At 59.8% G+C, this 25,375-nt stretch carries 29 protein-coding genes, 1 tRNA gene and 1 pseudogene; 12 read left to right on the plus strand and 19 right to left on the minus strand.

Annotated features, from left to right (window positions below; genetic code table 11):
• Nucleotides 1-15: 15 nt before the first annotated feature.
• Genes K290_RS0107710 through K290_RS0107720 form a run of 3 tightly spaced genes read right to left on the minus strand, consistent with a single transcriptional unit; the run spans nucleotide 16 to nucleotide 2,179 of the window.
• Nucleotides 16-753: an SDR family oxidoreductase gene (locus K290_RS0107710; RefSeq protein WP_028751366.1), complete on the minus strand. Its 738-nt coding sequence runs from the start codon at nucleotides 751-753 to the stop codon at nucleotides 16-18.
• A gap of 27 nt (nucleotides 754-780) precedes the next feature.
• On the minus strand, nucleotides 781-1,770 hold the full coding sequence (locus K290_RS0107715; RefSeq protein ID WP_028751367.1) for an aldo/keto reductase: 990 nt from the start codon (nucleotides 1,768-1,770) through the stop codon (nucleotides 781-783).
• A 13-nt stretch (nucleotides 1,771-1,783) separates the two neighbouring features.
• Nucleotides 1,784-2,179 carry a (R)-mandelonitrile lyase gene (locus K290_RS0107720; RefSeq protein WP_028751368.1) on the minus strand — a complete coding sequence of 132 codons (396 nt, stop codon included), beginning with the start codon at nucleotides 2,177-2,179 and terminating at the stop codon, nucleotides 1,784-1,786.
• A gap of 122 nt (nucleotides 2,180-2,301) precedes the next feature.
• On the opposite strand from K290_RS0107720, the pseudogene K290_RS33910 reads away from it, so the two are divergent.
• Nucleotides 2,302-3,194: pseudogene (locus K290_RS33910) on the plus strand (LysR family transcriptional regulator).
• Between the two features lie 93 nt (nucleotides 3,195-3,287).
• Here K290_RS33910 and K290_RS0107730 read toward each other — a convergent pair.
• Nucleotides 3,288-4,118 (minus strand): aldo/keto reductase, encoded by an 831-nt coding sequence (locus K290_RS0107730; RefSeq protein ID WP_028751369.1) that lies wholly within the window; start codon nucleotides 4,116-4,118, stop codon nucleotides 3,288-3,290.
• Nucleotides 4,119-4,290: 172 nt separating this feature from the next.
• Entirely contained in the window at nucleotides 4,291-4,839 is a 549-nt protein-coding gene (locus tag K290_RS0107735; protein WP_028751370.1) for a L,D-transpeptidase family protein, read from the minus strand.
• A 148-nt stretch (nucleotides 4,840-4,987) separates the two neighbouring features.
• Between K290_RS0107735 and K290_RS0107740 the strand changes: the two genes are divergently transcribed.
• Together K290_RS0107740 and K290_RS0107745 are read left to right on the plus strand one after the other, a co-directional pair.
• A complete protein-coding gene (locus K290_RS0107740; protein WP_028751371.1) occupies nucleotides 4,988-5,671 on the plus strand; it encodes a response regulator transcription factor in 684 nt (227 codons plus the stop codon).
• 9 nt (nucleotides 5,672-5,680) lie between these two features.
• Complete coding sequence (locus K290_RS0107745; RefSeq protein WP_028751372.1) at nucleotides 5,681-6,136, plus strand: cyclic nucleotide-binding domain-containing protein; 456 nt, start codon at nucleotides 5,681-5,683, stop codon at nucleotides 6,134-6,136.
• A gap of 249 nt (nucleotides 6,137-6,385) precedes the next feature.
• On the opposite strand, the gene K290_RS0107750 is transcribed toward K290_RS0107745, so the two are convergent.
• The 6 genes from K290_RS0107750 to tesB all read right to left on the minus strand — a co-directional run bounded on the left by K290_RS0107750 (nucleotide 6,386) and on the right by tesB (nucleotide 13,948).
• On the minus strand, nucleotides 6,386-7,189 hold the full coding sequence (locus tag K290_RS0107750; protein ID WP_028751373.1) for an exodeoxyribonuclease III: 804 nt from the start codon (nucleotides 7,187-7,189) through the stop codon (nucleotides 6,386-6,388).
• 103 nt (nucleotides 7,190-7,292) lie between these two features.
• Nucleotides 7,293-7,952, minus strand: coding sequence for an outer-membrane lipoprotein carrier protein LolA (locus K290_RS0107755; RefSeq protein WP_028751374.1), 660 nt, complete (start codon nucleotides 7,950-7,952; stop codon nucleotides 7,293-7,295).
• A gap of 135 nt (nucleotides 7,953-8,087) precedes the next feature.
• Nucleotides 8,088-10,751 (minus strand): FtsK/SpoIIIE family DNA translocase, encoded by a 2,664-nt coding sequence (locus K290_RS0107760; protein WP_028751375.1) that lies wholly within the window; start codon nucleotides 10,749-10,751, stop codon nucleotides 8,088-8,090.
• Between the two features lie 277 nt (nucleotides 10,752-11,028).
• Complete coding sequence (locus tag K290_RS0107765; protein ID WP_028751376.1) at nucleotides 11,029-12,471, minus strand: ammonium transporter; 1,443 nt, start codon at nucleotides 12,469-12,471, stop codon at nucleotides 11,029-11,031.
• Nucleotides 12,472-12,499: 28 nt separating this feature from the next.
• Nucleotides 12,500-12,850, minus strand: coding sequence for a P-II family nitrogen regulator (locus tag K290_RS0107770; RefSeq protein WP_028751377.1), 351 nt, complete (start codon nucleotides 12,848-12,850; stop codon nucleotides 12,500-12,502).
• 213 nt (nucleotides 12,851-13,063) lie between these two features.
• Nucleotides 13,064-13,948 (minus strand): acyl-CoA thioesterase II, encoded by an 885-nt coding sequence (gene tesB / locus K290_RS0107775; RefSeq protein WP_028751378.1) that lies wholly within the window; start codon nucleotides 13,946-13,948, stop codon nucleotides 13,064-13,066.
• Nucleotides 13,949-14,030: 82 nt separating this feature from the next.
• Between tesB and K290_RS0107780 the strand changes: the two genes are divergently transcribed.
• A complete protein-coding gene (locus K290_RS0107780; protein ID WP_028751379.1) occupies nucleotides 14,031-15,245 on the plus strand; it encodes a ubiquinone biosynthesis hydroxylase in 1,215 nt (404 codons plus the stop codon).
• Between the two features lie 30 nt (nucleotides 15,246-15,275).
• On the opposite strand, the gene K290_RS0107785 is transcribed toward K290_RS0107780, so the two are convergent.
• The 4 genes from K290_RS0107785 to K290_RS0107800 form a co-directional block, all read right to left on the minus strand.
• On the minus strand, nucleotides 15,276-15,464 hold the full coding sequence (locus K290_RS0107785; protein WP_028751380.1) for a Trm112 family protein: 189 nt from the start codon (nucleotides 15,462-15,464) through the stop codon (nucleotides 15,276-15,278).
• A 9-nt stretch (nucleotides 15,465-15,473) separates the two neighbouring features.
• Nucleotides 15,474-16,133, minus strand: a complete 660-nt coding sequence (locus K290_RS0107790) for an LON peptidase substrate-binding domain-containing protein (protein ID WP_028751381.1) — start codon at nucleotides 16,131-16,133, stop codon at nucleotides 15,474-15,476.
• A gap of 222 nt (nucleotides 16,134-16,355) precedes the next feature.
• The gene (gene trxA, locus K290_RS0107795) at nucleotides 16,356-17,333 is read right to left on the minus strand and encodes a thioredoxin (RefSeq protein ID WP_028751382.1); all 978 of its coding nucleotides are present in this window, start codon (nucleotides 17,331-17,333) and stop codon (nucleotides 16,356-16,358) included.
• 157 nt (nucleotides 17,334-17,490) lie between these two features.
• Nucleotides 17,491-18,000 carry a prolyl-tRNA synthetase associated domain-containing protein gene (locus K290_RS0107800; RefSeq protein WP_081670241.1) on the minus strand — a complete coding sequence of 170 codons (510 nt, stop codon included), beginning with the start codon at nucleotides 17,998-18,000 and terminating at the stop codon, nucleotides 17,491-17,493.
• Between the two features lie 243 nt (nucleotides 18,001-18,243).
• On the opposite strand from K290_RS0107800, the gene K290_RS0107805 reads away from it, so the two are divergent.
• The 3 genes from K290_RS0107805 to K290_RS0107815 all read left to right on the plus strand — a co-directional run bounded on the left by K290_RS0107805 (nucleotide 18,244) and on the right by K290_RS0107815 (nucleotide 19,680).
• Nucleotides 18,244-18,318: transfer RNA gene (locus tag K290_RS0107805), tRNA-Gly, on the plus strand.
• A gap of 208 nt (nucleotides 18,319-18,526) precedes the next feature.
• Entirely contained in the window at nucleotides 18,527-19,291 is a 765-nt protein-coding gene (locus K290_RS0107810; RefSeq protein WP_245276501.1) for a hypothetical protein, read from the plus strand.
• The gene (locus K290_RS0107815) at nucleotides 19,288-19,680 is read left to right on the plus strand and encodes a DUF5615 family PIN-like protein (protein ID WP_028751385.1); all 393 of its coding nucleotides are present in this window, start codon (nucleotides 19,288-19,290) and stop codon (nucleotides 19,678-19,680) included. Before K290_RS0107810 ends, K290_RS0107815 begins: the two co-directional genes overlap by 4 nt.
• 94 nt (nucleotides 19,681-19,774) lie before the next feature.
• On the opposite strand, the gene K290_RS0107820 is transcribed toward K290_RS0107815, so the two are convergent.
• From K290_RS0107820 to K290_RS0107830, 3 genes are all read right to left on the minus strand, one after another.
• Nucleotides 19,775-20,059, minus strand: a complete 285-nt coding sequence (locus K290_RS0107820) for an acylphosphatase (protein ID WP_028751386.1) — start codon at nucleotides 20,057-20,059, stop codon at nucleotides 19,775-19,777.
• Nucleotides 20,060-20,155: 96 nt separating this feature from the next.
• Complete coding sequence (locus tag K290_RS0107825; protein WP_028751387.1) at nucleotides 20,156-21,427, minus strand: MgtC/SapB family protein; 1,272 nt, start codon at nucleotides 21,425-21,427, stop codon at nucleotides 20,156-20,158.
• Nucleotides 21,428-21,510: 83 nt separating this feature from the next.
• The gene (locus tag K290_RS0107830) at nucleotides 21,511-21,711 is read right to left on the minus strand and encodes a hypothetical protein (RefSeq protein ID WP_028751388.1); all 201 of its coding nucleotides are present in this window, start codon (nucleotides 21,709-21,711) and stop codon (nucleotides 21,511-21,513) included.
• A gap of 364 nt (nucleotides 21,712-22,075) precedes the next feature.
• Here K290_RS0107830 and K290_RS0107835 point away from each other — a divergent pair, with 364 nt between their 5' ends.
• From K290_RS0107835 to K290_RS0107845, 3 genes are all read left to right on the plus strand, one after another.
• Complete coding sequence (locus K290_RS0107835) at nucleotides 22,076-22,435, plus strand: hypothetical protein (protein ID WP_028751389.1); 360 nt, start codon at nucleotides 22,076-22,078, stop codon at nucleotides 22,433-22,435.
• 50 nt (nucleotides 22,436-22,485) lie between these two features.
• Complete coding sequence (locus K290_RS0107840) at nucleotides 22,486-22,785, plus strand: DUF1330 domain-containing protein (protein ID WP_028751390.1); 300 nt, start codon at nucleotides 22,486-22,488, stop codon at nucleotides 22,783-22,785.
• A gap of 130 nt (nucleotides 22,786-22,915) precedes the next feature.
• Nucleotides 22,916-23,557, plus strand: coding sequence for a DUF1007 family protein (locus K290_RS0107845; protein WP_028751391.1), 642 nt, complete (start codon nucleotides 22,916-22,918; stop codon nucleotides 23,555-23,557).
• Between the two features lie 106 nt (nucleotides 23,558-23,663).
• Here the strand turns inward: K290_RS0107845 and K290_RS38930 are convergent, their stop codons facing one another.
• A complete protein-coding gene (locus K290_RS38930) occupies nucleotides 23,664-23,996 on the minus strand; it encodes a DUF1344 domain-containing protein (RefSeq protein WP_081670243.1) in 333 nt (110 codons plus the stop codon).
• Between the two features lie 284 nt (nucleotides 23,997-24,280).
• Here K290_RS38930 and K290_RS0107855 point away from each other — a divergent pair, with 284 nt between their 5' ends.
• Together K290_RS0107855 and K290_RS33915 are read left to right on the plus strand one after the other, a co-directional pair.
• Nucleotides 24,281-24,541 (plus strand): hypothetical protein, encoded by a 261-nt coding sequence (locus tag K290_RS0107855; RefSeq protein ID WP_028751393.1) that lies wholly within the window; start codon nucleotides 24,281-24,283, stop codon nucleotides 24,539-24,541.
• 24 nt (nucleotides 24,542-24,565) lie between these two features.
• On the plus strand, nucleotides 24,566-25,369 hold the full coding sequence (locus K290_RS33915; protein WP_037135103.1) for a COG4705 family protein: 804 nt from the start codon (nucleotides 24,566-24,568) through the stop codon (nucleotides 25,367-25,369).
• The last annotated feature ends 6 nt before the right edge of the window (nucleotides 25,370-25,375 follow it).

Below are 25,375 nucleotides of genomic sequence, written 5' to 3' on the forward strand. Positions count from 1 at the left end.
GGGTCACTTTCACGCTCAGTATTCTTGTCGGGTCGGCCTGAATAGTATCTCGTTGATGTCAACGTCTTCCGGCTGGCTCATAGCAAACGCAACCATGCTCGCGAAGGAATCGGCAGGGATAGCGAGCTCATAGACCTTCCGAACACGCTCGGCGACGTCAGCTTCGGTGATGCTGTCGGGAAGCTCGGTTGCGACCGCGCCGGGCGAGATGATGGTTGTCCGGATGTTGTAAGGCTTGACCCCCTGCCGCAACCCCTCGGAGATCACCCGTACGCCATGCTTCGTCGCGGCATAGACCGCTCCTCCCGGGTTGACCTTGTGGCCGGCCACCGAGGACACGTTGATGATGTGGCCGCTCTTCTGCGCCTTCATGTGCGGCAGCGCTGCGCCGATGCCGTAAAGGACCCCCTTGAGATTCACATCGATCATGCGATCCCAATCCTCGACCCTGCAGCGCTCCAGAGGAGAGTGCGGCATCAGTCCGGCATTGTTGATGATGAGGTCGATACGGCCGTGGAGCTTCACTGCGCGGTCGACGAGATGCTTGACCTGCTCGAACTGCGTCACATCGGTCTGCAGGACGGCTTGAGGATCCAGCGAAAGCTCCTCGGCGAGAGCCTTCAGCCGATCGAGGCGGCGTGCTCCCAGCACCAATTTGGCTCCGTCCTTCGCCAGGCGGCGGGCAGCCGCCTCGCCGAGACCGCTGCTTGCTCCGGTGATGACAACCACCTTGTCCGTGATGCCTTGTGTCATGGCTTTTCCTTTCCGGGTAGTATCCGCTTAGCGGTTCACCCTTGCTTGCAGATGCGGAGGATAACGGTCCCCCTGCACGGCGATCTGCGAAAGTGCGCCTTCGATATTGCGAAGTTCGTCGACAGTAAGCACAACATCAGCCGCGCCGATGTTCTCTTCAAGCCTGTGCATCTTAGTGGTGCCGGGGATCGGAACGATCCAGGGCTTTTGAGCGAGCAGCCAGGCAAGGGCGATCTGAGCCGGCGTCGCCCGCTTCTGCGCCGCGATTGCGCCCAGCAGATCGACGAGGACTTGGTTCGCTCTTCTGGCTTCCGGCGTGAAGCGCGGGACGATGTTGCGGAAGTCCTTGCTGTCGAATGTGGTGTTTTCGCTGATCGCGCCGGTGAGGAAGCCTTTGCCCAACGGACTGAACGGAACGAAGCCGATGCCAAGTTCTTCGAGCGTCGGCAGGACCTCTTGTTCCGGCTCCCTCCACCAGAGCGAATATTCGCTTTGAAGGGCTGCGACCGGTTGCACCGCATGGGCACGCCGGATCGTCTGTGCGCCGGCCTCCGACAATCCGAAATGCTTGACCTTGCCTTCCCGGATCAGATCCCTCACCGCACCAGCGACATCCTCGATCGGGACGTTGGGATCGACCCGATGTTGATAGAACAGGTCGATGACGTCGGTCTTCAGACGCGTCAGAGCGGCTTCGGCAACCCAGCGGATGTGTTCCGGCCGGCTGTTCATGCCGCTCTGGCCGCCATTCGCATCGAATTCGAAGCCGAACTTCGTTGCGATCACGACCTTTTCCCGAATGGGCGCCAGGGCTTCGCCCAGAAGCTGCTCATTCTTGTAGGGGCCATAGGCTTCGGCGGTGTCAAAGAAGGTGACGCCGCGGTCGAAGGCCGAGCGGATCAGCTTGATCGCGTCCTGCATGTCCGTTGCGGGGCCATAGCCATAGCTCAAGCCCATGCATCCGAGACCGAGGACTGAGACTTCGAGACCGTTGTTTCCAAGTTTGCGCATCTGCATGGCTTCTTCTCCATCAGGCTTGATATTGCTCGTCGCTGACATGCTCCATCCACTCGACGACCTTGCCGTCGCGGTGTTCCTGGATGGCGATATGGGTCATGGCCGTGGTGGGAGAAGCGCCGTGCCAATGCTTCTCGCCCGGAGCAAACCAGACAACGTCACCCGGCCGTATCTCTTCGATGGGACCACCCTCGCGCTGTACCCGGCCGAGCCCGGCCGTCACGATCAGGGTTTGGCCGACGGGGTGGGTATGCCATGCCGTACGGGCGCCCGGCTCGAATGTGACGCTGGCAGCAGCCGCGCGTGTGGAATCATGGGGCTGAAACAGCGGATCCACACGGATCGTTCCTGTAAACCAGTCGGCCGGTCCCTTGCCCGATGGCTGCGAACCGTTTCGTTTGATGTCCATGATCTCATCCTTTGACTAATACGCAGCCGATCAATTCGGCTGCTGATGCTCGGAATTTAAGACGTGCGATTGGTCTCGATTAGATGGTAGAAGTGGCAAAGGCTTATGAGAAAGTTTCATGAATGCCGCGTCAGCCCGTCAACGACCTGATTGCGTTCCTCGCCGTGGCGCGGGAACAGAGCTTCACCAAAGCAGCCGCAAAACTCGGGGTTTCGCAATCGGCGCTCAGCCATACTATCCGGGGACTTGAGGCTCGTCTGGGGCTGAGATTGCTGACCCGCACCACCCGCAGCGTCTCGCCGACCGAAGCAGGCGAGCGGTTGCTGGTGACCATAGGGCCCCGTTTTGACGAGATCGAAAATGAACTGGCCGCCCTCGCGAATTTCGTGAAAAGGCGGCAGGCACCATTCGCATCACCGCCGGCGAGCACGCGGCCGAAACCATTCTATGGCCGGCGCTGGAACCGTTGCTGCCGCAATATCCGGACGTCCATGTGGAAATCATCGTCGACTATGGCCTGACCGATATCGTTGCCGAACGATATGATGCCGGCGTGCGGTTGGGCGAACAGGTGGCGCGAGACATGATCGCGGTTCGCATCGGTCCGGACATGCGTATGGCCACCGTCGGCGCTCCCGCATATTTTGACGGTCGGCCGAAACCCCTGACACCGCAGGATCTGACCGGTCACAATTGCATCAATCTGCGCCTGCCGACCTATGGCGGCATCTATGCTTGGGAATTCGAGAAGGAAGGACGGGAGTTGAAGGTGCGGGTCGAAGGCCGGCTCGTGTTCAACAATATTGCACTCCGCCTGAATGCCGCATTGGCGGGGCTGGGATTGGCGTATCTTCCGGAGGATATCGTACAGCCCTATCTGCGCGACGGGCGGCTCGTCAGGGTTCTCGAGGATTGGTGCCCGCCGTTTGCCGGATATCACCTCTATTACCCGAGCAGGCGGCAGGCCTCGCCGGCCTTCGCCCTTGTGGTCAATGCGCTTCGCCGCCGCGTTTGAAGAACTTTCGACTGGAGGGCGTAAAGCGGCCCGGAGTATCAGCGCCGAGCCGAGTGTCCGGCGGAACGGCAATCCGTCCGCAGGTTCTGACGATCAGAATGAAGCCTTCAGCGGGTCCGGCCCAATACGTCCGCCAACCGAATCCAATTTGGCGATATCGGCGAGATCATTGGCATCGAGCCTGAAGTCGAACACCTTGAGGTTTTCTTCGATACGGCTCGGCGTCACCGATTTCGGGATGACGATAAGGCCGTTGTCGATGTGCCAGCGGATGATGACCTGAGCCGGCGTGCGGCCATACTTGGCGGCGACCTGGCCGATGACGGCATTGCCGAGAAGCTTGCCTTGGCCGAGCGGGCTCCACGACTCCGTCTTGATGCCGAGCTTGTCGTGCACCTCGCGCAGGGCCTTCTGCTGGAAGGTCGGATGCAATTCGATCTGGTTCAATACCGGGGTGACACCGGTCTCGCCGATGATGCGGTCCAGATGCTCCTTGGCAAAATTGGAGACGCCGATCGAGCGGGCGCGGCCTTCTTCCTTGATGCGCAGGAAAGCCTTCCAGGAATCGACATAACGCCCACGATGCGGCGACGGCCAATGGATGAGATAGAGATCGACATAATCGGTGCCGAGCCGCTTCAGGCTTTCATCGAATGCCCTCAGGGTCGAGTCGAAACCCTGGGCTTCGTTCCAGAGCTTGGTGGTCAGGAAGATGTCCTTGCGGGCGACGCCGGACTGGCGCATGCCTTCGCCCACGCCGTCCTCGTTGGCATAGATGGCGGCCGTGTCGACATGGCGATAGCCGGCCTTGAGAGCCGTGCTGACCGCCATCGGCGCGACGTTTTCCGGCGTCTGCCAGACGCCGAGGCCGACCTGCGGAATGGAATTTCCGTCATTGAACGTGATTGTCGGTTGCGTGGTCACGATAAGTCTCCAGAGAATGAGAAGTGGGTGGAGTGAAGGCGTGATTTAAATTCGCAAAGAAAAGACTCCGGCCTCAGCCCGCGCGGGCGCACCGGTCGCAAACCTATATAGTGGGGAACGTCGGTATTTTAACCCCAGCCCACTACCCAGAATTTTAATCCCAACCCACTGCTCAGAGAACCCGGATGATCGTCCCCTTGCGCAGCAGCGGCAGGATTCGCTGCATGTCGCGAAGATTGACCGCGACGCAGCCCGCCGTCGGCTCGTAGCCATGCTTGATCAGATGAAAGAAGATCGCCGAGCCGCGATGGCGCCGGCGCGAGCGGATGTTCCAGTCGAGTACCAGGCAGATGTCATAGAGCCCGTCTCGCCGCAGCATCTCTTCATGGCTTGGCTTGAACGGCGCTTTGACGAGCCTGTTGTAATTGGCGTCCTCGGGCTGGTCGCACCAGAGCATGTCCTTGCGAATACGCCGCATCTGCAAAGGCGTCTGAAGAAAGGGGACATGATCGCCACGGACAAAGCCGTAAAGCAGCGTCATCGCCGCAATCGGCGTCGCGCCGTCCCCCTCCCGCTTCATGACGCTGCGGCCCGATCGGCCGATCGCCGCCGGCAGCGTCAGCGGCCCGATCTGCACCAGGGCGCGCGTGGGTTTCCCCGGCGCCGGACGGACGACGATTGTGGAAACGGCCCTCCTGTCGCCCGCCCTTGCTCTTTGCATTTTCCTCACATGTTTTTGCTTTGCGTGTGATTTCGTTTGAAATCATAGCAGTTTCAATTGGACGACCAAGCCTGAGCCGCCTCACGACTTGCTAAAAATGCAATTTGGCGTAGGACTTAGGAGGCAATAGAACAAGGACCGCAACGGCATGACCGCACGCACCATTCTACTGGTGGATGACGACAACGACCTGCGTGAAACGCTGGTCGAGCAACTGTCCCTTTACGAGGAATTTACGGTTGTGCAGGAAGCGACCGCCGCCAAGGGTGTCCAGGCCGCCCGTGCCGCTCCCGTCGATCTGCTGATCATGGACGTCGGCCTGCCCGATATGGACGGCCGCGAAGCCGTGAAGCTGCTGCGCAAGAACGGCTTCAAGGCACCGATCATCATGCTGACGGGCCATGACACCGATTCCGATACCATCCTCGGTCTCGAAGCCGGCGCCAACGACTATGTCACCAAGCCATTCCGTTTTGCCGTGCTGCTCGCCCGCATCCGTGCGCAACTGCGCCAGCACGAGCAGAGCGAGGACGCGACCTTCACGGTCGGCCGCTATCTCTTCAAGCCGAGCCAGAAGCTGCTGACCACGGAAGACGGCCAGAAGATCCGCCTGACGGAAAAGGAAGCGGCGATCATCCGCTATCTCTACCGCGCCGACCAGAAGGTCGTCACGCGTGACATCCTTCTCGAAGAAGTCTGGGGCTACAATTCCGGCGTCACCACCCACACGCTCGAAACCCATGTCTATCGCCTGCGCCAGAAGATCGAGCGCGATCCCTCCAACGCCGAAATCCTGGTAACGGAAAACGGCGGCTACAAGATCATTCCATAGGCGATAGCGATGGCGCTCAACGACGATATCCGCCTGCTGTCGCAACTGCCGCTCTTCCACGGCATGGGCGATGAGCCGTTGCGGTTGATCGCCTTCGGCGCCGACCGCCGTCACGTCACGGCCGGGCTTACTCTGTTCCGCGAAAAATCGCCGGCCGAATGCGCCTATGTCATCGCCCGCGGCAGCTTCGAGCTGAGCACCCTTGACCCCTCTGGGCAACCGCATGTCGAGGCCACCGTGCACGAGGGTGCCATGCTCTCCGAGCTGGCGCTGGTGACGCTGGTGGAACGCAAATACACCGCCGTGGCACTGGAAGACTCCGATGTCATCCGCATTACGCGGGCGCTGTTTCACCGGCTGATCGAAGAATATCCCGACGCCGGTCTGCTCATCCAAAACCGCGTCCGCGAAAATTTCGCCGTCCTCGCCAAGCAGGCGGCGGCGTTGCTGCACCGGTTTTCTTGAGGCTCCGGCCTCCGCGGTTGCGGAACCGGAGGCCGACCCTCGTGGTCCGAGGCTACGGCCTTTGGCCCGCACACCTCACCATGAGGGCGGAGCGAACTCCTTCATCACCATCAGAGCTGATCGTCTCGCCCAGCCGCGAAACTCTCGCCACCTCATCCTGAGGCACCTTGACGCTGGAGCGTCAGCGCAAGCGGCGAGGCCTCGAAGGATCGAGGTGGCCCCATGGCCTGCGCAGCTCTGAACTCAGTCTCAGAGATTGAAATGCGCAATCACCGGCACGTGGTCGGATGGGCGGTCCCAGCCGCGTGCCGCCTTCAGGATCTCGATGCGCTGCAGGAGCGGGCCGAGATCGGATGATGACCAGATGTGGTCGAGACGCCGGCCGCGATCGGCTGCCTCCCAATCCTTGGCGCGGTAGCTCCACCACGTATAGAGCTTTTCGTTCTCCGGCACCTGCTGGCGCATCAGATCCAGCCAGGCCCCGCGCTTCATCACCTCGATCAATCCATCGGTTTCGACCGGCGTGTGGCTGACGATCTTTAGCAACTGCTTGTGCGACCAGACGTCATGTTCGAGCGGCGCGATGTTGAGATCGCCGACGAGGATTGCGGATGTATTCGCCTCGGCATTGGCATGCAGCCGCTTCATCTCCTCGATGAAATCGAGCTTATGGCCGAACTTCGGATTGATCGTCCGATCCGGCTCGTCGCCGCCGGCCGGAACATAGAAATTATGCAGCCGAATGCGCCGGCCGCCGCGTTCGAAGATCGCCGAGATATGTCTGCTATCGCCGACTCCGCAATAATCCTGCCGATGATCTTCAGTCAGCGGGAAGCGCGAGGCGATGGCGACGCCGTGATAGCCCTTTTGCCCATGGACGATGATGTGTTCGTAGCCAAGCGCTCTCAAAGGCGACAGCGGGAAGAGCTCGTTCGGGACCTTCGTTTCCTGCAGGCAGAGAATATCGGGACGGGCCTGCATCACGAATTGCTCGACGATCGGCATGCGCAGCCGCACCGAGTTGATGTTCCAAGTCGCAATTGAGAATCCCATGCCCAAACCCTTATCTGTAGTCAGGCTAGGGATTTAGACCGGCAAGGAGAGAAAAGGAAGATCATTCAACCTCTTCTCCCCGTTCCTCATGGCCGGCAGGCGATCACCGGTTCGTACCGGTATAATCAATCCGGAAAACGCTGTCGTCGAAGGAAATATTGGTCTTCACATTATTGATGATGACATCCGTCGTCTTGCCCTGAGGGTCGATGACCGTCCATTGGCGCAGGTCGTATGTCTTGGAATCGAAGATCATCGCGATGGTCGAATCACCGAAGACGGTGCGATTGCCGAGCGTGATCTTGGTCAGATCCGGCTGCGCATCGACATTGCGCACCATGTCGGCGGAAAGGTCGATCTTGTTGGCAAGCAACAGGCTCAGCGGCGTCTTCGAGAGCTGATACATGTTATTCGTATGCGTCTGGTCGTTGATGACCTGCACGTTGTTGCCGTCGCAGATAACACGCATGCGGGACGGTGGGTCATAGTTGAAGCGCATCTTGCCGGGGCGCTGAATGAAAAACGACCCGCTCATCTGGTCGCCACGCGGCCCGATCTGCAGGAAGCCACCCTTCATAGTCTTGATGGACGAGAAATGATCGGCGATTGCCTGGGCAATGCCGGGATTGAGTGCAGCAGCCTGCGCCTGCGCAAACGCCGCAACGGGTGTCGCGCCTGCCGCACCCGCCACCAGCACAGCGCCGAGAAAATGACGGCGGGTCAGGTTCAGGCGGGTCGAGGGCTGCGCATCGGTCTTTTTCATCGAATTCTCCTTCATGCTTTGTCCATCGCGCGCAAAATCGGCGTCTTCATGGCGCGCCGGCCCATGCTCGATCACCGGCCGCGATCAAATCTCCGAAAGCATATTCGGGATAGGTGACATCAGGCTCGCGATCCCTTAGCGATCGAGAACATCCGCTTCGGTCGGCACGAGAATCTCGCGCTTGCCGGCGTGGTTGGCCGGGCCGATCAGGCCTTCCTGCTCCATCCGCTCGATCAGCGAAGCGGCACGGTTATAGCCGATGCCGAGGCGGCGCTGGATGTAGGAGGTCGATGCCTTGCCGTCGCGCACCACGATCGCCACGGCCTGGTCATAGGGATCCTCCGAGTCGGAAAGGTTGGCCGTACCTGCCGGACCGTGACCATCGTCGTCGTCATCGTCGTCGGCAGTGATCGCATCGAGATATTGGGGAGAACCCTGCGTTTTCAAGTAGGAGACGATATCTTCCACCTCGCCGTCAGCGACGAACGGGCCGTGGACGCGCTGGATGCGCCCGCCGCCGGCCATATAGAGCATGTCGCCCATGCCGAGAAGCTGTTCGGCGCCCTGCTCGCCAAGGATCGTACGGCTGTCGATCTTCGAGGTTACCTGGAAGGAGATGCGGGTCGGGAAGTTCGCCTTGATCGTTCCGGTGATGACGTCGACGGACGGGCGCTGCGTCGCCATGATGACATGGATGCCGGCCGCGCGCGCCATCTGTGCCAGGCGCTGCACGGCGCCTTCAATATCCTTGCCGGCGACCATCATCAGGTCGGCCATCTCGTCGATGATGACGACGATGTATGGCATCGGCTTCAGATCGAATTCCTCGGTCTCGTAGATCGCCTCGCCGGTCTGGCGGTCAAAGCCGGTCTGCACGGTCCGGCTGATCGCCTCACCCTTGGCAACGGCCTGCTCGACGCGGGTGTTGAAGCCGTCGATATTGCGCACGCCGATCTTCGACATCTTCTTGTAGCGCTCTTCCATCTCGCGGACGGTCCATTTGAGCGCGACCACAGCCTTCTTCGGATCGGTGACCACTGGCGAGAGCAAATGCGGAATGCCGTCATAGACGGAGAGTTCGAGCATCTTCGGATCGATCATGATCAGGCGGCATTGCTCCGGCGTCATACGATAGAGCAGCGACAGGATCATGGTGTTGATGGCGACGGATTTACCCGAGCCGGTGGTACCGGCGACCAGCAGATGCGGCATCTTGGCGAGATCGGCGATGACGGGCTCACCGCCGATCGTCTTGCCGAGCGCCATGGCAAGCTTGGCCTTCGAGCTTTCGAAATCGCGGCTGGCGATGAGCTCGCGGAGGTAGACGGTCTCGCGGGTGGAGTTCGGCAATTCGATACCGATGGCATTGCGACCGGGAACGACGGCGACGCGGGCGGCGATCGCGCTCATCGAACGGGCGATATCGTCGGCAAGACCGATGACGCGCGAAGACTTGATGCCCGGCGCAGGCTCGAGCTCGTAAAGCGTCACGACAGGGCCGGGACGGACATGGATGATCTCACCCTTGACGCCGAAGTCCTCGAGCACGCCCTCGAGCATACGGGCATTCTGCTCCAGCGCATCGGAAGAGAGCGTTGCGTCCCGCACGATGGTCTTCGGCTCGGCAAGCAGATGCACGGCCGGAAGCTGGAAACCATAGGGACGGATGAAGGAGGTCTGTGCCTCGCGCTCGGCGCGGATACCGGGCTTCGGTCGGGCGGCAGCAGGAACGACGCGGTGGCCGGCATGGCCGCCGGGAACTTTCGGCGAAGCGGCACCCAGCGCCCATTCGTCCTCTTCATCATCCGGCAAAATGCCGGCCGGACGCGGCAACTCGCGCTCATAGGATTGATCCTCGTCCTCATCCTCGTCATCGTCGATGCTCATCGACGGCGGAGAAACGACGCGGCGCGCTGGACCGTTCATCGACGGCTCGACGCGTTCGCCGCGGACGACAGGCGCCTTGGCGCGCGCCGGCTCGTTCAACGTGCCGAATTCGTCATCGTTGAAGTCGTAAGGCGCATCGAAGGCGTGGTCCCGGCGCTTGCGTGGACCCATGCCGAACAGCCGGCGAAGACGCGCCTGCGTATTGTACCATGAGTGCATGAGGGCGCCGAAGGCGAGGAAGCCGCCGCGATCGTCATCCTCGTCATCATCACCGACATTGCGCGCGCGGCTCGGCGTGTTTTCGTATTCCTCTTCCTCCTCCTCGTCTTCCGGCAGGCTGCGGCCGAGAACGCCGGCAGCAAACAGCATGAGCCAAGCCGCCGGAATCGCGAGAATGGAGCCGAACACCGTAGCAAAGACGCCGCTCGGATAGGTGCCGATGAAAAGAGCGGGGAAGCGCAGGACGATGTCGCCGATGACGCCGCCGATACCGTTCGGGATCGGCCAGGTCGGAGGCGCGGGGAAACAGGCGATGGAACCGGCGGCGACGATCGCCCCGCCAACCCAGGCGCCGAGGCGAGCCGGCACGCGATGAATTCTGCGATTGGAAATCAACGCGAAAGCCCAGGCAACGACCGGCAGCAGCGCGACGACGGAGGCAAGACCGAGCGCTTGCATCAGAATGTCGGCAAAGGCAGCGCCCGGAAAGCCCAGTATGTTCGTCGGCGTGTTGCTCGTTGCATAGGAATAGCTGGGGTCCATGACGTTCCATGTCGCCAGTGCCGCAACGGCAAGCGCCAGCAGGAACAGCAGCGCGAAGCCGCCGAGGCCCCTCACCTGTCGCCAAACCACTCCCGAAAGCGAGAGACGGCCGGAAGGACCGCCCAACGCTGCCGAATTGCTTCTGCCCATATTATCCAGCCCGTTCGTTGTCGAAAGCCGCGCGAATCGGCCTCATGGCCACTCACAGAGTACGTCAGCTCTACCTAATCAGAGGAGGGTTAATGCCATGTTAACCATGCGGGTGCGGCGGGCGAATCAGTGAAATATGGGTGCGTGGCGAGCAGTCGCACCAACAAAAAAAGCCCGAACCAAGGTCCGGGTCAAGAGCGGCTCATTTCTGATGAATGGGCCGCGACGGGATGTTGCGCGGCGCCGAAAACTTTGCCCCGGCGCCGCAAGCTGCAGATTAGGAATTGTGGTAAGCGGCTTCGCCGTGGGAGGCGAGGTCGAGACCTTCGCGCTCGGCTTCCGGCGACACGCGCAGGCCGACGATCAGGTCGACGATCTTGTAAAGGATCGCCGAACCGATGCCCGACCAGATCAGCGTAGTGAGAACGCCCTTCAACTGAGCAAGCACCTGGGTTGCAGTGCCCGGATAGGAGGCTGCGAAGTCGGCCGTCGAATAGTCGACGATGCCTGCACCGCCGAGCGCCGGGTTAACCAGGATGCCGGTCATGATGGCACCGAAGATACCACCAACGCAGTGGACGCCGAAGACGTCAAGGCTGTCGTCGTAGTTGAACTTGTTCTTCACGACATCGACGAAGAAGTAGCAGATCGGCGAAACCAGCAGGCCGAGGACGATGGAACCCATCGGACCGGCAAAGCCGGCAGCCGGCGTGACCGCGACGAGGCCGGCGACGGCGCCCGAAGCTGCACCGAGCATCGAAGCCTTGCCGCGGGTGAAGGTTTCAACGACGCACCACGAAAGAGCGGCGGCAGCGGTGGCGACGAAGGTGTTGATCATCGCAAGCGATGCATAGCTGTTGGCTTCGAGATTGGAACCGGCGTTGAAGCCGAACCAGCCGACCCACAGCAGCGAAGCGCCGACCATGGTGAGCGTCATCGAATGCGGAGCCATGATCTCCTTCTTGTAGCCGGTGCGCTTGCCGAGCATGATCGCGCCGACCAGACCGGCAATACCGGCATTGATGTGAACGACCGTGCCGCCTGCGAAATCGATCGCGCCGAAGCCGAAGACCATGCCCGACGGAGCCGAGTAGGAGCTCGGACCGCCCCAGAACCAGACCATGTGGGCGATCGGGAAGTAGATGACGGTGACCCAGAGGAAGACGAAGAGCATGACAGCCGAGAACTTGATGCGCTCGGCAAAGGCGCCGACGATCAGGGCCGGCGTGATGCAGGCGAAGGTCATCTGGAAGCAGACATAGGTGAGCTCAGGAATGCCGACGCCCTTGGTGAAGGTTTCGACGAGATCCTTCGGATCGGTGCTGACGCCGGCAAGGAAAGCCTTGGAGAAGCCGCCGATGAAGCTGTTCAACGAACCGCCGTCGGTAAAGGCGAGCGAGTAGCCGTAGACGCACCAGATGATCATGACCATCGCGGTGATCATGAAGACCTGCATCAGGACGGACAGCATGTTCTTGGCGCGCACCAGACCGCCATAGAACAGCGCAAGGCCCGGAATGGTCATCAGGAGAACGAGAACCGTGGAAACCAGCATCCAGGTGTTGTCACCCTTGTCCATGGTCATTGCCGGTGCTGCGGCAGCGGCGGCCGGGGCTGCGGTCGTCGCGGCTTGCTGCGCAAAGGCAACCGCCGGCGCGAGCAGGGCCGCAGAAAGCGCACCTACCCGAGCCAGAGTGGAGGAAAGCTTTGTAGATGTCATTGCAAATAACTCCCTGATCGGCCGTCTCTTACAGCGCTTCTGAATCGGTTTCGCCCGTACGGATGCGCACGGCATGGTCAATCGAGTAGACAAAAATCTTGCCGTCGCCGATCTGTCCGGTCTTGGCGGACCCGGCGATGGCTTCGACGGCCTTGTCGACGATTTCGGTTGCGACCGCGACTTCGATCTTCAGCTTCGGCAGGAAGCTGACGGCATATTCCGTGCCGCGATAGATTTCGGTGTGCCCCTTCTGACGTCCGTAACCCTTCACTTCGGTCACGGTCAGGCCCTGGATGCCGACAGCCGTCAGGGCCTCACGGACCTCATCGAGCTTGAACGGCTTGATAATGGCCATCACAATTTTCATCTGGTTTCCCATCCTTTGTTTACCCTCGGCGCGAAGCCGATCTCCTTGCCGCTGACGACTGTTTCAGCAGCGACTGAGGGTACACATTCAAAGGACGTGCCAGATTCGTGACACTGTTATAACTAATTGAAATTTAACGGCTTTTCTGAAAACACCTAATAAAGCGGCAGATCGCGGCGGCGCTTGCGCTCAAATAATATGCAAATTTACAAAATTGCACACGGTTTAATCATTTGCCTTTTTGCGAATCAAACCCTCCTGCGCCACCGACGCAATCAGGACACCGGATCGCGTGAAAAGGCTACCGCGGGCCAAGCCACGGGCGCCCGAAGCGCTCGGGCTGTCTTGGGTGTAAAGCAGCCAATCATCAAGCTTGAACGGCCGGTGGAACCACATGGCATGATCGAGGCTTGCGACCTGCAGGCCCTGATCGAAAACCGACGTGCCATGTGCATGCAGCGCCGCGTCGATGAGCGTCATATCCGAGAGATAGGCAAGCACGGCATTCTGATAAAGCCGGTCATCCGGCACCGGGCCGGTTAAGCGAACCCAAATATCCTGCCGCTGGCTGGGCTGCGAACGGGAAAAATAATGATCAAGCGACACCGGCCGGATTTCGATCGCCCGCTTCCGCTCCCAATAGCGGCGCACATTCTCAGGCGCGTTGGCGATATAGCGTTCCTTGATCTGCTCTTCGTCCATCAGCTCTTCCGGAGCCGGCACCTGCGGCATCTCGCTTTGATGCTCAAAACCAGGCTCGTCGATCTGGAAGGAAACCGTCATCGCGAAGATCGCCTTGCCGTGCTGGATCGCCAGCACGCGGCGCGTATTGAAGCTCGAGCCGTCCCGCAGGCGATCGACTTGGTAGAGGATCGGCACGGCGGGATCGCCGGGCAGCATGAAATAGGCATGCAGCGAGTGTACGAAACGCTCGTCCGCCACCGTCCGCTGCGCCGCCATCAAGGCTTGACCGATAACCTGCCCGCCGAAAACGCGCTGCCAGCCGACCTGCGGACTGTTGCCGCGAAAAAGGTTCATCTCGATTGTTTCGAGATCGAGCGTCGCGAGTACGACTTGCATGGCGGTCTGTCTCTCGTTCTCGCGCGACATTTGATTGAACTCCAACGGTAGGAACCACGAATGGGATGCTCTATATAGAACAGGAAATGACAGTAGGACACGAGGAAGCGCTATGTTGGACATGCTGGTAGTGGGTGGCGGTTATGTGGGTCTCGCCGCCGCGGTCGCCGTCAAGCAGGCAGCGCCTCATCTTGACGTCGTGGTCATAGAGGCCGCCCCGGAAACTGCCTGGAAAAAAGACACACGCGCTTCCGCGATCATCGCCGCCGCTTCGAAGATGCTGGAGGTCTTCGGCATCTGGGATGAGATCAAGCCGGAAGCGGAACCGATCACCCGCATGATCGTCACCGATTCGCGCACGGGCGATCCCGTGCGGCCGGTGTTTCTCACCTTCGACGGGGAAGTGGCGGAAGGTCAGCCCTTCGCCCACATGGTCCCGAACCTCACCATGGTCGGCGCGCTGCGCGGCGCCTGCGAACGCTTGGGCATTTCGATTCGCCACGGCGTCAGCGCAACGGACTTCAAGACCGGGGATACCAACGTTACCCTGACGCTCTCGGACGGCAGCGCCCTGGAAGCAAAGCTTTTGGTCGCCTGCGACGGCGTGCGCTCCAAACTCCGCGACATGGCTGGAATCAAGACGGTGAGCTGGGACTACGGCCAGTCCGGCATCGTCGTGACCGTCGAGCACGAGCGGCCGCACAATGGCTGCGCCGAGGAGCATTTCCTGCCTTCCGGCCCCTTCGCCATCCTGCCACTGAAGAACAATCGCGCCTCGCTCGTCTGGACCGAGCGCACGTCCGACGCCGACCGGCTGGTCGCCGCCGACGATCTGGTGTTCGAAGAGGAGTTGGAGCGCCGTTTCGGCCACAAGCTCGGCGCGCTGCACACGGTCGGCGAGCGCCGCGCCTTCCCGCTTGGCCTGACACTTGCCCGAGATTTCGTCGCGCCGCGTTTTGCGCTCGCCGGTGACGCCGCCCACGGCATCCACCCGATCTCCGGTCAGGGCCTCAATCTCGGCTTCAAAGACGTTGCGGCATTGGCGGAAACCGTGGTCGAAGCGGACCGCCTTGGCCTCGATATCGGCTCGATCAATATTCTCGAGCGTTACCAGACCTGGCGGCGCTTCGACACTTTCCGCATGGGGGTGACCACCGACGTGCTGAACCGGCTGTTTTCCAACGATATCATGCCGCTGCGCGTCGCCCGCGATTTCGGCCTCGGCCTCGTCGACCGGCTGCCGAAACTCAAATCCTTCTTCATCGGCCAGGCCGCCGGCACGGCTGCCAGAGACAATCCGCGGCTGCTGGCGGGCGAAGCGATCTGAGTTCTGTTTGCCTTTGCCGGTAACGCCCCCTCAATCCTCGATACGCCGCGCCTCCGAGATCAGCATGATCGGAATGCCGTCGCGGATGGGATAGGCGAGCCGGGCCTTTTCCGACACCAGCTCGTTCTTGTCGCGATCGTAGCTCAGCCGTCCCTTGGTGAGGGGGCAGACGAGGAGATCGAGCAGTTTCGGGTCGACCTTGCTGACGGTGATGTCCATCGCAAACCCCTACTGCATCACCGAATCGGTATCGCCGAAACGAGCAAGGACGATTTCGATGATGGCGATGAAGGTTTCCGCCCGCGTCTTCAGGTCGGGCGCCTCCAGAAGCGCCTGCTTCTCGGCAGGGTCGAAGGGCGCCATCATCGCCAGCGAATTCACCAGCGTCATATTGCTGGCGCGCTCCACGCTCTCCCAATCCGCCTCCAGCTTGTTGGCATCGAGATAAGCCCGGAAGGCCGAAAGCAGAGCCGAGCGATCGACCGTATCTTCCTCGTCCCGCGACTTGAGGTCGGAAATGAAGGGCGTGATACGGAACGTGCGGTAGGGCTGGTGGCCGGTGATCTCATCCATCAGCCGGAAGCGGCAGATGCCTGTCAGCGAGACGATATAGCGGCCATCGCCCGTCTCCGCGAATGAGGTAATGCGCCCAAGGCAGCCGACATGCGAAAGATGCGGCGTTTCCGCCGGCTCGCCGAGCGCCGGCTGCACGACGCCGACCAGCCGGTTGCCGGCGATCGCAGCATCGAACATCGAAAGATAACGCGGCTCGAAGATATTGAGCGGCAATTGTCCGGTCGGCAGAAGCAGGGCACCGGAGAGGGGAAAGACCACCACCGATTCCGGCAGATCGCTTGGCTTCAAATATCTGGCATTGCCGACTTGCATGATTTTCGTCCCGTTACATCACTGCGCCGCTCGTTTCCGAGATGCGCAAGAACGATACCCAACGGACTTTGTTCCGTCATACGCCACGCCACAGGACAATGTGCCCCCCTCTCCCGAAAACACAAGAGGATTTCCGGGCAAAACGCCGAAGCATTCCGCTTTCCTGCTCAGCCGAGACAACCGTTGCGGTCCGGATGAAACGTCGTGCGAACACGCGGCGTCCTATGAAAACAGGATCGACGAAAGCTTGCGGCGCGCGGCAATGGTCGCCGGGTCCTTCGGACCCCAAACCTCGAAGAACTGCAGCAACTGGCGGCGCGCGCCATCGTCGTCGAAGGCGCGGTCGCGGCGCATGATCGTCAGCAGATGCTCGGCCGCCTCATCGCGCTTGCCCTCGACATTGCGGATCTTGGCGAGTTTGACACGCTGCTCGTGATTGTCGGGATTGAGCGCCAATTCCTGTTCAAGCGCCATGGGATCGCCGAGCTTGCGGGCTTCCTCGATCTGGTCGAGCTTCTTCACTACGGCCTGAATGCCGGCATCATTGGCCAGCGTTTCCGGCAGATCGGTCAACGCTTCGCGCGCCCTCTGGTTCTGACCGGCCGCGATCATGCACTCGGCCATGCCGGCAAGCGCCTTGGCATTTTCCGGATCGGCCTGCAGCACCGCACCGAACAGCTCGGCGGCGCCATTGACATCGCCGCCGGCGAGAAGACCGGCCGCCTCTTCCAGAATAGCTTCGATCTCCGCCGCCTGATCGCCGGCGCCGTCAGCCGGGCCGCCGAGGCGATCGATGAACTGGCGAACCTGGCTTTCGGGGACTGCGCCCATGAAACCGTCGGCCGGACGGCCGTTGACGAAGGCGATGACCGCCGGAATCGACTGGATACCGAGCTGGCCGGGAATGGCCGGATGGTCGTCGATATTCATCTTGACCAGCTTGACGCGGCCCTTGCCCTCGTTGACGACCTTTTCCAGAACCGGCGTGAGCTGCTTGCACGGTCCGCACCAGGGCGCCCAGAAATCCACCAGCACCGGCTGGTTGCGCGATTCCTCTATAACGTCCCGCGCGAAATTCGCCGTCGTCGTGTCCTTGATGGGCGAAGCGCCGCCGGGTGCGACAGGTGCGGCACCGTAGGATGCCGAGCCCGACATCTGGCCACCGAACGAAGCGTTATAAGGATTGTTTGAACCGCTCATGAGTGTCTCCCGCCTGCCGGCATCCTGGACCTTTTAAAGCATGATTCCAAAAGGAAAGAAGAAGCTTTCGGATAAAATCACGCCCAATGAAATTGCGTGAGCGACAGGACATTCGAAATAGGCCGTCTCGCTCTAATCGTAGCGCTAAAATCGTACGTCAGCCCGTCACTTTCAAGACTAGCGGCGTATGACCCGTCGCTTCCATGAAGCGCAGGAGATCGCCGCTGGCAATCGAGGTCGTCGCATCGTTCGACAACGGATGGCAATTGACGATGTCATGCTCCATCAATCCGGCATCGAGAACGAAGGTGACATTCTTACCCGTATCGTTGATCGCGCCGAACGCCGTTACCGCGCCGGGAATGACGCCCAGATATTCTAACAGCTTTTCCGGTTTGCCGAAGGAGACTTTGCTGGCCGCGCCGATCAGCGTGTGCACCGTCTTTAAATCGACATTCGCATTCTCCTCGACCGTCAGCAGGAAGAAATTGTCCTTCTTGTCCTTCACGAACAGGTTCTTCGTATGCCCGCCGGGGATTTCGTCGCGCAGCGACACCGATTCGGCAACCGTGAACACCGGCGGATGATCCTTGGTGCTATGGGTAATGCCGAGGCCATCCAGGAAACGGAAAAGATCGTCGCGGGTTTTCGGGCTGTTGTCGGTCATGGGCATCTCGCAATAAAAATGACCCGCCCCTGATACGTCGCTCGCAAATCCTTTGCAATCTTCCAGACGACAAAGCCAAGCGTTCTCGGGCTTTCCGGCGGACAAGGCAAAAAATACAGATTTTTCTTCGCGACCTCGTCATTTCCCTGTTGCATTTGAAAAATGGTTAGGCCATATAGCGCCCGTCGCCGCAAGACGACGCCCAGCGGTCCAACACACTACCCCGGACGGCTGCGGATATGAGCGGGTGTAGCTCAGGGGTAGAGCACAACCTTGCCAAGGTTGGGGTCGAGGGTTCGAATCCCTTCGCCCGCTCCAATTTTCCTCAAGAAAATCAAGGCTATAACCAGATCCACTGTAAAGTGGCGTTGTTGTTTGAATTTCATGTCGCTCCCGCGAAAAGGGATCTGGCGTTGGAAGCCGCGAACCCGAAGGAGCGAAATTAGGCCCACGGGTCTCCGTTTCGGAATGCGTCGACGGCTCACGGTCGCGTCTCCCACAAAGTTTCAAGATAATCCTTTCGTACTTGGACTATTTCCATCTTGCGGGCGGTGTGGATATCAGTAGGTTGCCTGATATGGTTTCGACGCAAGGACACTCATCGACTGTTGATGCGATCGGCGTAGGTTCTTACACCGCGCCGGAGGCCGCTCGGCTTTTGAAAACGTCGGCTCTCAATGTGAACCGCTGGCTTCGCGGCTACACCTTCCGGCGCTCAGGCAAAGAGCACCACATCCCGCCGCTCTGGACAACCCAGCATACCGAGATCGAGGAGCATCTGGAAATCGGCTTCCGCGATCTAATCGAGCTTCGGTTCGTCAAGGAATTCTTAGATGCTGGCGTCGGCCTATTGGCGATACGCAACTGCCTCGACTTTGCGCGCACATGTGCGAACGACGAGCGACCGTTCTCCACGCGTCGCTTTCAGACCGACGGCCGCACGATCTTCCTACAGAGCATCGAGCGATCCGCAGAGCCGAAGCTCCTCGATCTAAAACGCCGACAGTACGTGTTCCAGCAGGTCGTTGAGCGCACGTTTAAAGAACTCGACATCGAGGACGATGCGGTTGCTCGGTGGCGTCCGTTCAACGGCAAGCAGTCGATCGTGATCGATCCCGGTCGCGCGTTCGGTCAGCCGGTTGCCTCACAATCTGGTGTTCCGACTGTTGCCCTCGCCGATGCCGTGGAGGCAGAGGGATCGGTCGAGGATGTTGCGCGAATATTCGAAGTGCCAGTGAGCGTGGTTCGCGACGCGGTGCAGTTTGAAGACGGATTGAAGAGAGCTGCGTGAAGGTTTTGATAGACGAAAACCTTCCGCCCGCGCTTGCCCGCTCCCTACACGCATTGTTTTCTGGAAAACACGAAATCATCCACGTTCGGGAGCGGTTCGGACCTGGCGTGAAGGACGTGCAATGGATCGGGGAGCTTAGCGCCGAGGGCCGGTGGATTGTGATCTCTGGCGATCGGCGGATAACTCGCAACAGAGCTGAATATAACGCCTTCAGAAGCTCGCATTTGGTAGGATTCTTCCTCTCCAAGGGTCTCTACAAGTCGCCGCTCATAAAGCAGATGGAGCGCATCCTTGCGCTCTGGCAGACGATCGAAACACAGGCGGGGCTCGTACAGGGCGGCGCGATGTTCGAGCTGCCAATGACGAGCACGAGGGTCAAGCAGTTGTAAGACGGGATCGCCCACGCCAGAAACCCGGCCTCAACTTGTCTTCTCCCTCGACGATGGCGCGGCTCGAAAGGCTCGCTGTGTCACATTGGCCTAGTCAGCCGGTAATGCGAAAGCGTGTCGGCGTCTGCGTGAGCGCGGCCGGTTTTTTCTCCACGCTGGAAACCGATGCGCCAGGAGGACCATGCCAGAAACGCTCGATCATGGTCGAAATCGCGGTATTGGGCCCGGCAATCAAAGCGAGGACAGACCCATCCGCTTCGTTGCGGACCCAGCCCGCCAAACCGAGCCTTGACGCCTCGTTGCGGGTCCAAACACGAAAACTGACGCCCTGTACCCGACCGGTTATCCGCACCAGGGCAGCCTCATAATCATCGGCCATAGCCACACCTATTAGGCAACACCACCAAAATGCCAATCTGCAAAGCGGTGCGCAAGGGATGACGATTCCCACCGCAGCCGGGCCTGCCCGATCGCATCACTCCGGCATGAAGCTGCGCAGCGCGAAATAGGCGACACCTCCCGTGACGATCGCGATAGCCGACGCTTGCGCGAGCGCCATGCCATAGTCACGCGTGCCGGCCGTGAAAGCGAGGACCGCCTTTGTCACCACATTGACGACGACAGCAATGAGGATGACGGCGGTTGCTGTGTTGACATCGATCGCCGAGCCCGCGAGCCGCGCTGTCGAAAGCGTGATGGCGTCGACATCCACCAGTCCGGAGATTACCGCCACGATGAAAAGTGCCGATGTGCCGATATAGGCGATCGTCATTTTCGATATCAGGCTGATCAGCCCGAGCAATACGGCGAATGAAAACACCATGCGCAATTCAAATGGGTTCTTCAGCGTAATTTCCGGCACATCCGTTGCAGCGCTGGAACGCCAGACCCGTAGGAAGCCGGCAATCAGGAAGCCTATGATCGCCGGTACCAGGCCGGATGCCAGCGGCACAAGCAGGTTGAAGGAAAGGGCGCTGCCGATGACCAAAACGCGGGCGAAGGACAAGGCGCCGGCGATGGCCGCTCCGGCTGCCAGATCTGCGGAGCCCTGCGGGGCCTCCTTAGAATGACGAGCAAAGGAAAGCGTCAGTGCCGTCGAGGAGACCAGCCCTCCCGCGGCGCCGGCGAGCAACACGCCGCGTCTCGTGCCCGTCAGCTTGATGGCAGCGTAACCGGCAAAAGAAAGAGCGGCGATGGTGATGGTCAGCAGCCATAGAGAGAAAGGGTTGAGTGCTCCCCAGGGATCAAGCGCCCTGTCCGGCAGCAACGGCAGCGCAACCACGGTCATGGCCAGCAACACCAGTGCCGAACGCAGTTCCGGCCAGCTCAGCCCTTTAAGAAAGCCATGCAGGCTGTGACGCGCGGCAAGAATTGCCGTCGTTACGACGCCGCCGGCTGCAGCCGTTACAATGTCGCCGACAGCAGCCAGAACCCCCAATGCGAAAACGACGAGAGCGGCAACGACCGAGGTGATGCTGTAATCCTCATCCCCTTTCGTTTCCTGCCACTTGCCAGCGATATAGATGAGGCCGAGCAAGACGGCGATGGTCCCCGGCAGCAATGGGCCGGTCATGGACTGCAATATGCCGGCTATTCCGCCGAGAAAACCGGTGAGGCCGAATGTGCGGATGCCCGCAGTTCTGCCACCGGCGCGAACATCACGCTCCTGCCAGCCCCGCTCGACGCCGACAAGCAGGCCAATCGCCAGCGCCACGCCGAGGCGTTGAAAGATTTCGCTGTGTTCCATGACATGACGATAGGCCTATTACGCTCGTAGGCAATCCACCGTCGCCTTCCGGGTTGATCGGCGGAAAGACAGTCGATCGGCGGCTATGAAAACAACCGCTTCAAACTCGCCTCGTTTTTCACGCCGTGTTGATAGAACTCGATGATGGATGCGGCAAGCTCTTCGCACCGATCTTCATCCTTGATCCCCTTCTCAACGCAGATCTGGTCGAACACGCGCTGGCAGATTTCGATATCGTCATTCTGCAGCGGGATCTCACCTGCCGACACCATGCTGCGGATCATCATATCCCCTTATCGGTCGCCATTGCCAAAAAGCGCCCCGCCGGAGGAGCCTCTGGCAGGGCAATGAAAGGAAATGCATGAGACTTACTAATTTTAGCGCAGACATGATTTGAATCAAGAAAACCGCGGGTCTATCTACGCAGTCGCGATAATGTGAACCGCATCGAAAACCAAGGTTTCGACTAACCCTGGCTTGATCGAGTTTGCATGCGTCGCACGTATCACGTCGCTAGAGCAATCCGACAAAGTCCGGCTGCATTTTTGAGCGATGCAAACAAATGGGCAAATACAGGCAACCAAGCGCATCGTTTCAGGCTCTTGTTCGATACCATCTCTGCGCAACCGGCAATGATGGATCCGGATCATGAATTCTTGGGCAAAACCTCTTCTCATTTTCGAAGTCACGCTCTTTGCCGCCGCCTCGCTCGTCCACTCCGGCGTGCTCCTTGGCGGCTACTATGCGCACACACGGGCCGCGGCAGCCGAAGGGTTGATCGCGGCGGTTCTGGTTTGCGGAATATTCGCCTGCCTCCTCCAACCGGAATGGACCCGCTCCGTGGCGCTTGTGGTCCAGAGTTTTGCCCTTTTCGCAACGCTTGTCGGCGCCTTCACCATCGCCATCGGCATCGGCCCGCAAACGACGGCAGACCGCGTATTCCACCTGCTTTTGCTGCTGGTGCTGATCTCGGGCTTTGTTGCCGCCTTTAGATGGAACAGTCGGTAGGGTGGATTATTCCAGCCTCGGTCATGCATCCAATCAGTGAGAGAATTTCAATGGCTGCTTATCTTGTTTCAGAGGTGACCCCACGCGACGCCGATGCATTTCAGACGTACAGAACGAAGGCAGCCGCTTCGATCGCGCAGTATGGCGGAAGATATCTCGCGCGCGGCGGCGACGTCGATACTTTGGAAGGTAGCTGGAAACCGCGAACCATCATCATCGTCGAATTTCCCGACGTCGAGACCGCACGCCGATGGTATAGCTCATCCGAATATGCCGCTCTGGCGGTGCAAAACCAGGCCCTGGAGCGAAATTTGATCCTTGTCGACGGGATTTCGGCCACGAACGCCTGACGGCAGCGATCTTGGTTCGACTTCGCCCCACATCAGCCACCGCGATCGCAACCTTCAGGGTCTCAAATCAGTCTCAATTGAAGTTCAGGCCTCGGCACTCGACCCCAGATGGATCATGGACAGCGCCTGAATGAAACGACGAACGATTTTGCCGCTCGCGATGCTGTCGCTCTTGCCGGTCTCGGCTTTTGCCCACCCGCATATATTCATCGACGCCAAGTTCGAGGTGGTCGCGGCACCGGACGGCTCGATTGCCGAGCTTCGCAATGTCTGGCGTTTCGACGAGGTCTTCTCCTCGTCGGTGCTGTTGGATTTCGACAAGAACGGCAACATGACGCTGGATCCAAGCGAGCTGAAAGCCGTGGGCAAGACGGTCAGGAATTCGCTTGCGCAGTACAACTACTACACAAACGTCACCAGCAACGGCAAAGCGGTCGCCATGGCGAAACCGGAGGCGATACAGGCGGACTATAAGGACAACGTTCTGGTACTGACCTTCTCGTTGAGGCCGCAGCAGAAGACGCTACTCAAGGGAACCACGATTTTCGGGATTTACGACACGACGCTTTATACCGCAGTCGATTTCGCCGCCGACAGCGACATGGCCACCTCCGGCGAGGCATTTGCCCGCTGCAAGCACAAGGTGGCGCGGCCCAATCCGAACGAGATCATCGCGCAGAACCAGGCCACACTCACCAGCATGTTCTTCAACGACCCGATGGGAACGAATTATTCGCAGCTCGTAGCGACGAGGCTGGAAGTCCAGTGCTGAGATCGCCGTCGAGCTGAAGAATGGCCTCTCGTGTCGGGTGGGAAAACACGGCCCCTAGACCCTGTTCGAGTTAAGAGGTCGTGCGCGCGACCACACGGCATATGTCCTACATAACGGGTCGGACGCTTGATACCGTAGTTTTGCCGGCCTTTGTCGTGGAATACTTGACCCTGACCTTCTCGCCGGCCTTGAAGCGTTCCACTTCAATCCTCTCCGGCAGCCTGAAGACCTTTCCGCCCATCAGCGTAATCGAGTCGCCTTTTCTATCGACGCTCTGGATCGTATCGGTAATTGCCTTTGCAAAGGCCCCCGTCGACGAAGCGATCGCAAATATTGTCGCTGCGATGATGACTGATCTTTTCATCTTCTTGATCCTGTTCGAGTTGGTTGTTTCATCAGGTATCTCACCGGCGCCAGAACGGCAGAGCCGAAACGGCATCGCCTTGACCTCAAATGGGCATGCGCGCCTTGAGAGGCGACAAATTCAACGTAAACACGCAATTTTGCAGCGAGATTTCCTGAAACATACGGATATGTAACCTCGCGGGCAGCGGCCATTTGGCGAGACCGAAATGACCGGCGAGCGCGCCCACCTTACGAAACCGTATCCTTGCGGCAAGGCCGCTGTAGAGGCGCTGCGCTAGATCGCTTGCTCACCGGCGGAGAACATTTCCCCGGTCGATCAATTCGGGCCCGTCGCCCACGAGAGCAAAGGAATCTTCCATGAAAAAGATTGTCGCCGCCACCATTCTCACCGCCATTGCGAGCCTCGGCTTCGTCGCATCCCAAGCACACGCCGCTGCCGCGCCCTGCGAAGACATGTTGAAAAACATGCGCGCAGCCAAGGCAACGGCCGAGCTTAGCGATGCCGACATGGCAAAGGTCAACGACCTCGAAGCCAAGGCCATCGAGCGCTGCAATGCCGACGACGACACTCGCTCCGACAAGTTCCTGGCCGACGCCATGAAGATCATGGGCAAATAAACGCCAACGATCTGGAGAAATCCCATGTCACATACTCTCACGTCGCCGGTTCCACAGAACCGGGTTCCCGAGGTCACCATCAATTTCTGGCTGATCAAGCTGATGGCCGTGACCATGGGTGAGACGGCCGCCGATTATCTTGCGGTTAATCTCGGTCTCGGCCTGACCGTCACCTCCCTGCTGATGACTGCAGTGCTGATTATCGCCCTGGTGCTCCAGTTTGCCCAAAAGCGCTATGTTCCACCCTTCTACTGGGCAGCCGTCGTGCTCATCAGCATTGTCGGCACGCTCGTTTCCGACAATCTCGTCGACAATTTCGGGGTCGCGCTTCAGACCACAGCCATCGCATTCACGATCACTCTCGCCGTGACCTTTGCGGTCTGGTACGCAGTCGAGAGAACATTATCCATCCACTCCATCTTCACGACTCGCCGCGAAGCCTTCTATTGGCTGGCCATCCTGTTCACCTTCGCTCTCGGGACGGCGGTGGGCGATCTGGTGGCGGAAGTCTTCGCCCTCGGCTATCTCACAACCGGCATTCTCTTTGGAGGCATCATCGCCGCGATTGCGATTGCCTATTACGTCTTCAAACTGAACGCCGTTCTGGCATTCTGGCTCGCCTATATCCTGACGCGGCCGCTCGGCGCCTCGTTTGGCGATCTTCTGTCGCAGCCGCAGGAATATGGCGGCCTGGGTTTTGGTACGACCGTCACCAGCCTGCTTTTCCTCGCCGTGATCATTTGTCTGGTGATCTACATGACCATTGCTCAAAGACCTGCGGTTCAGGAACCTCTGGAGGCGGAACTCAAGGGTTCCCGGGAGATATGACCTGAT

Source organism: Rhizobium leucaenae USDA 9039 (assembly GCF_000426285.1).
Classification (GTDB): domain Bacteria; phylum Pseudomonadota; class Alphaproteobacteria; order Rhizobiales; family Rhizobiaceae; genus Rhizobium; species Rhizobium leucaenae.

Excerpts from the sequence above, each read along its gene's own strand:
- K290_RS0107710 (WP_028751366.1), bottom strand. The coding sequence starts at position 753 with ATGACACAAGGCATCACGGACAAGGTGGTTGTCATCACCGGAGCAAGC.
- K290_RS0107715 (WP_028751367.1), bottom strand. The coding sequence starts at position 1,770 with ATGCAGATGCGCAAACTTGGAAACAACGGTCTCGAAGTCTCAGTCCTC.
- K290_RS0107720 (WP_028751368.1), bottom strand. The coding sequence starts at position 2,179 with ATGGACATCAAACGAAACGGTTCGCAGCCATCGGGCAAGGGACCGGCC.
- K290_RS0107735 (WP_028751370.1), bottom strand. The coding sequence starts at position 4,839 with ATGCAAAGAGCAAGGGCGGGCGACAGGAGGGCCGTTTCCACAATCGTC.
- K290_RS0107740 (WP_028751371.1), top strand. The coding sequence starts at position 4,988 with ATGACCGCACGCACCATTCTACTGGTGGATGACGACAACGACCTGCGT.
- K290_RS0107745 (WP_028751372.1), top strand. The coding sequence starts at position 5,681 with ATGGCGCTCAACGACGATATCCGCCTGCTGTCGCAACTGCCGCTCTTC.
- K290_RS0107750 (WP_028751373.1), bottom strand. The coding sequence starts at position 7,189 with ATGGGATTCTCAATTGCGACTTGGAACATCAACTCGGTGCGGCTGCGC.
- K290_RS0107755 (WP_028751374.1), bottom strand. The coding sequence starts at position 7,952 with ATGAAAAAGACCGATGCGCAGCCCTCGACCCGCCTGAACCTGACCCGC.
- K290_RS0107760 (WP_028751375.1), bottom strand. The coding sequence starts at position 10,751 with ATGGGCAGAAGCAATTCGGCAGCGTTGGGCGGTCCTTCCGGCCGTCTC.
- K290_RS0107765 (WP_028751376.1), bottom strand. The coding sequence starts at position 12,471 with ATGACATCTACAAAGCTTTCCTCCACTCTGGCTCGGGTAGGTGCGCTT.
- K290_RS0107770 (WP_028751377.1), bottom strand. The coding sequence starts at position 12,850 with ATGGGAAACCAGATGAAAATTGTGATGGCCATTATCAAGCCGTTCAAG.
- tesB (WP_028751378.1), bottom strand. The coding sequence starts at position 13,948 with ATGTCGCGCGAGAACGAGAGACAGACCGCCATGCAAGTCGTACTCGCG.
- K290_RS0107780 (WP_028751379.1), top strand. The coding sequence starts at position 14,031 with ATGTTGGACATGCTGGTAGTGGGTGGCGGTTATGTGGGTCTCGCCGCC.
- K290_RS0107785 (WP_028751380.1), bottom strand. The coding sequence starts at position 15,464 with ATGGACATCACCGTCAGCAAGGTCGACCCGAAACTGCTCGATCTCCTC.
- K290_RS0107790 (WP_028751381.1), bottom strand. The coding sequence starts at position 16,133 with ATGCAAGTCGGCAATGCCAGATATTTGAAGCCAAGCGATCTGCCGGAA.
- trxA (WP_028751382.1), bottom strand. The coding sequence starts at position 17,333 with ATGAGCGGTTCAAACAATCCTTATAACGCTTCGTTCGGTGGCCAGATG.
- K290_RS0107800 (WP_081670241.1), bottom strand. The coding sequence starts at position 18,000 with ATGACCGACAACAGCCCGAAAACCCGCGACGATCTTTTCCGTTTCCTG.
- K290_RS0107820 (WP_028751386.1), bottom strand. The coding sequence starts at position 20,059 with ATGGCCGATGATTATGAGGCTGCCCTGGTGCGGATAACCGGTCGGGTA.
- K290_RS0107825 (WP_028751387.1), bottom strand. The coding sequence starts at position 21,427 with ATGGAACACAGCGAAATCTTTCAACGCCTCGGCGTGGCGCTGGCGATT.
- K290_RS0107830 (WP_028751388.1), bottom strand. The coding sequence starts at position 21,711 with ATGATCCGCAGCATGGTGTCGGCAGGTGAGATCCCGCTGCAGAATGAC.
- K290_RS0107835 (WP_028751389.1), top strand. The coding sequence starts at position 22,076 with ATGAATTCTTGGGCAAAACCTCTTCTCATTTTCGAAGTCACGCTCTTT.
- K290_RS0107840 (WP_028751390.1), top strand. The coding sequence starts at position 22,486 with ATGGCTGCTTATCTTGTTTCAGAGGTGACCCCACGCGACGCCGATGCA.
- K290_RS0107845 (WP_028751391.1), top strand. The coding sequence starts at position 22,916 with ATGAAACGACGAACGATTTTGCCGCTCGCGATGCTGTCGCTCTTGCCG.
- K290_RS38930 (WP_081670243.1), bottom strand. The coding sequence starts at position 23,996 with ATGCCGTTTCGGCTCTGCCGTTCTGGCGCCGGTGAGATACCTGATGAA.
- K290_RS0107855 (WP_028751393.1), top strand. The coding sequence starts at position 24,281 with ATGAAAAAGATTGTCGCCGCCACCATTCTCACCGCCATTGCGAGCCTC.
- K290_RS33915 (WP_037135103.1), top strand. The coding sequence starts at position 24,566 with ATGTCACATACTCTCACGTCGCCGGTTCCACAGAACCGGGTTCCCGAG.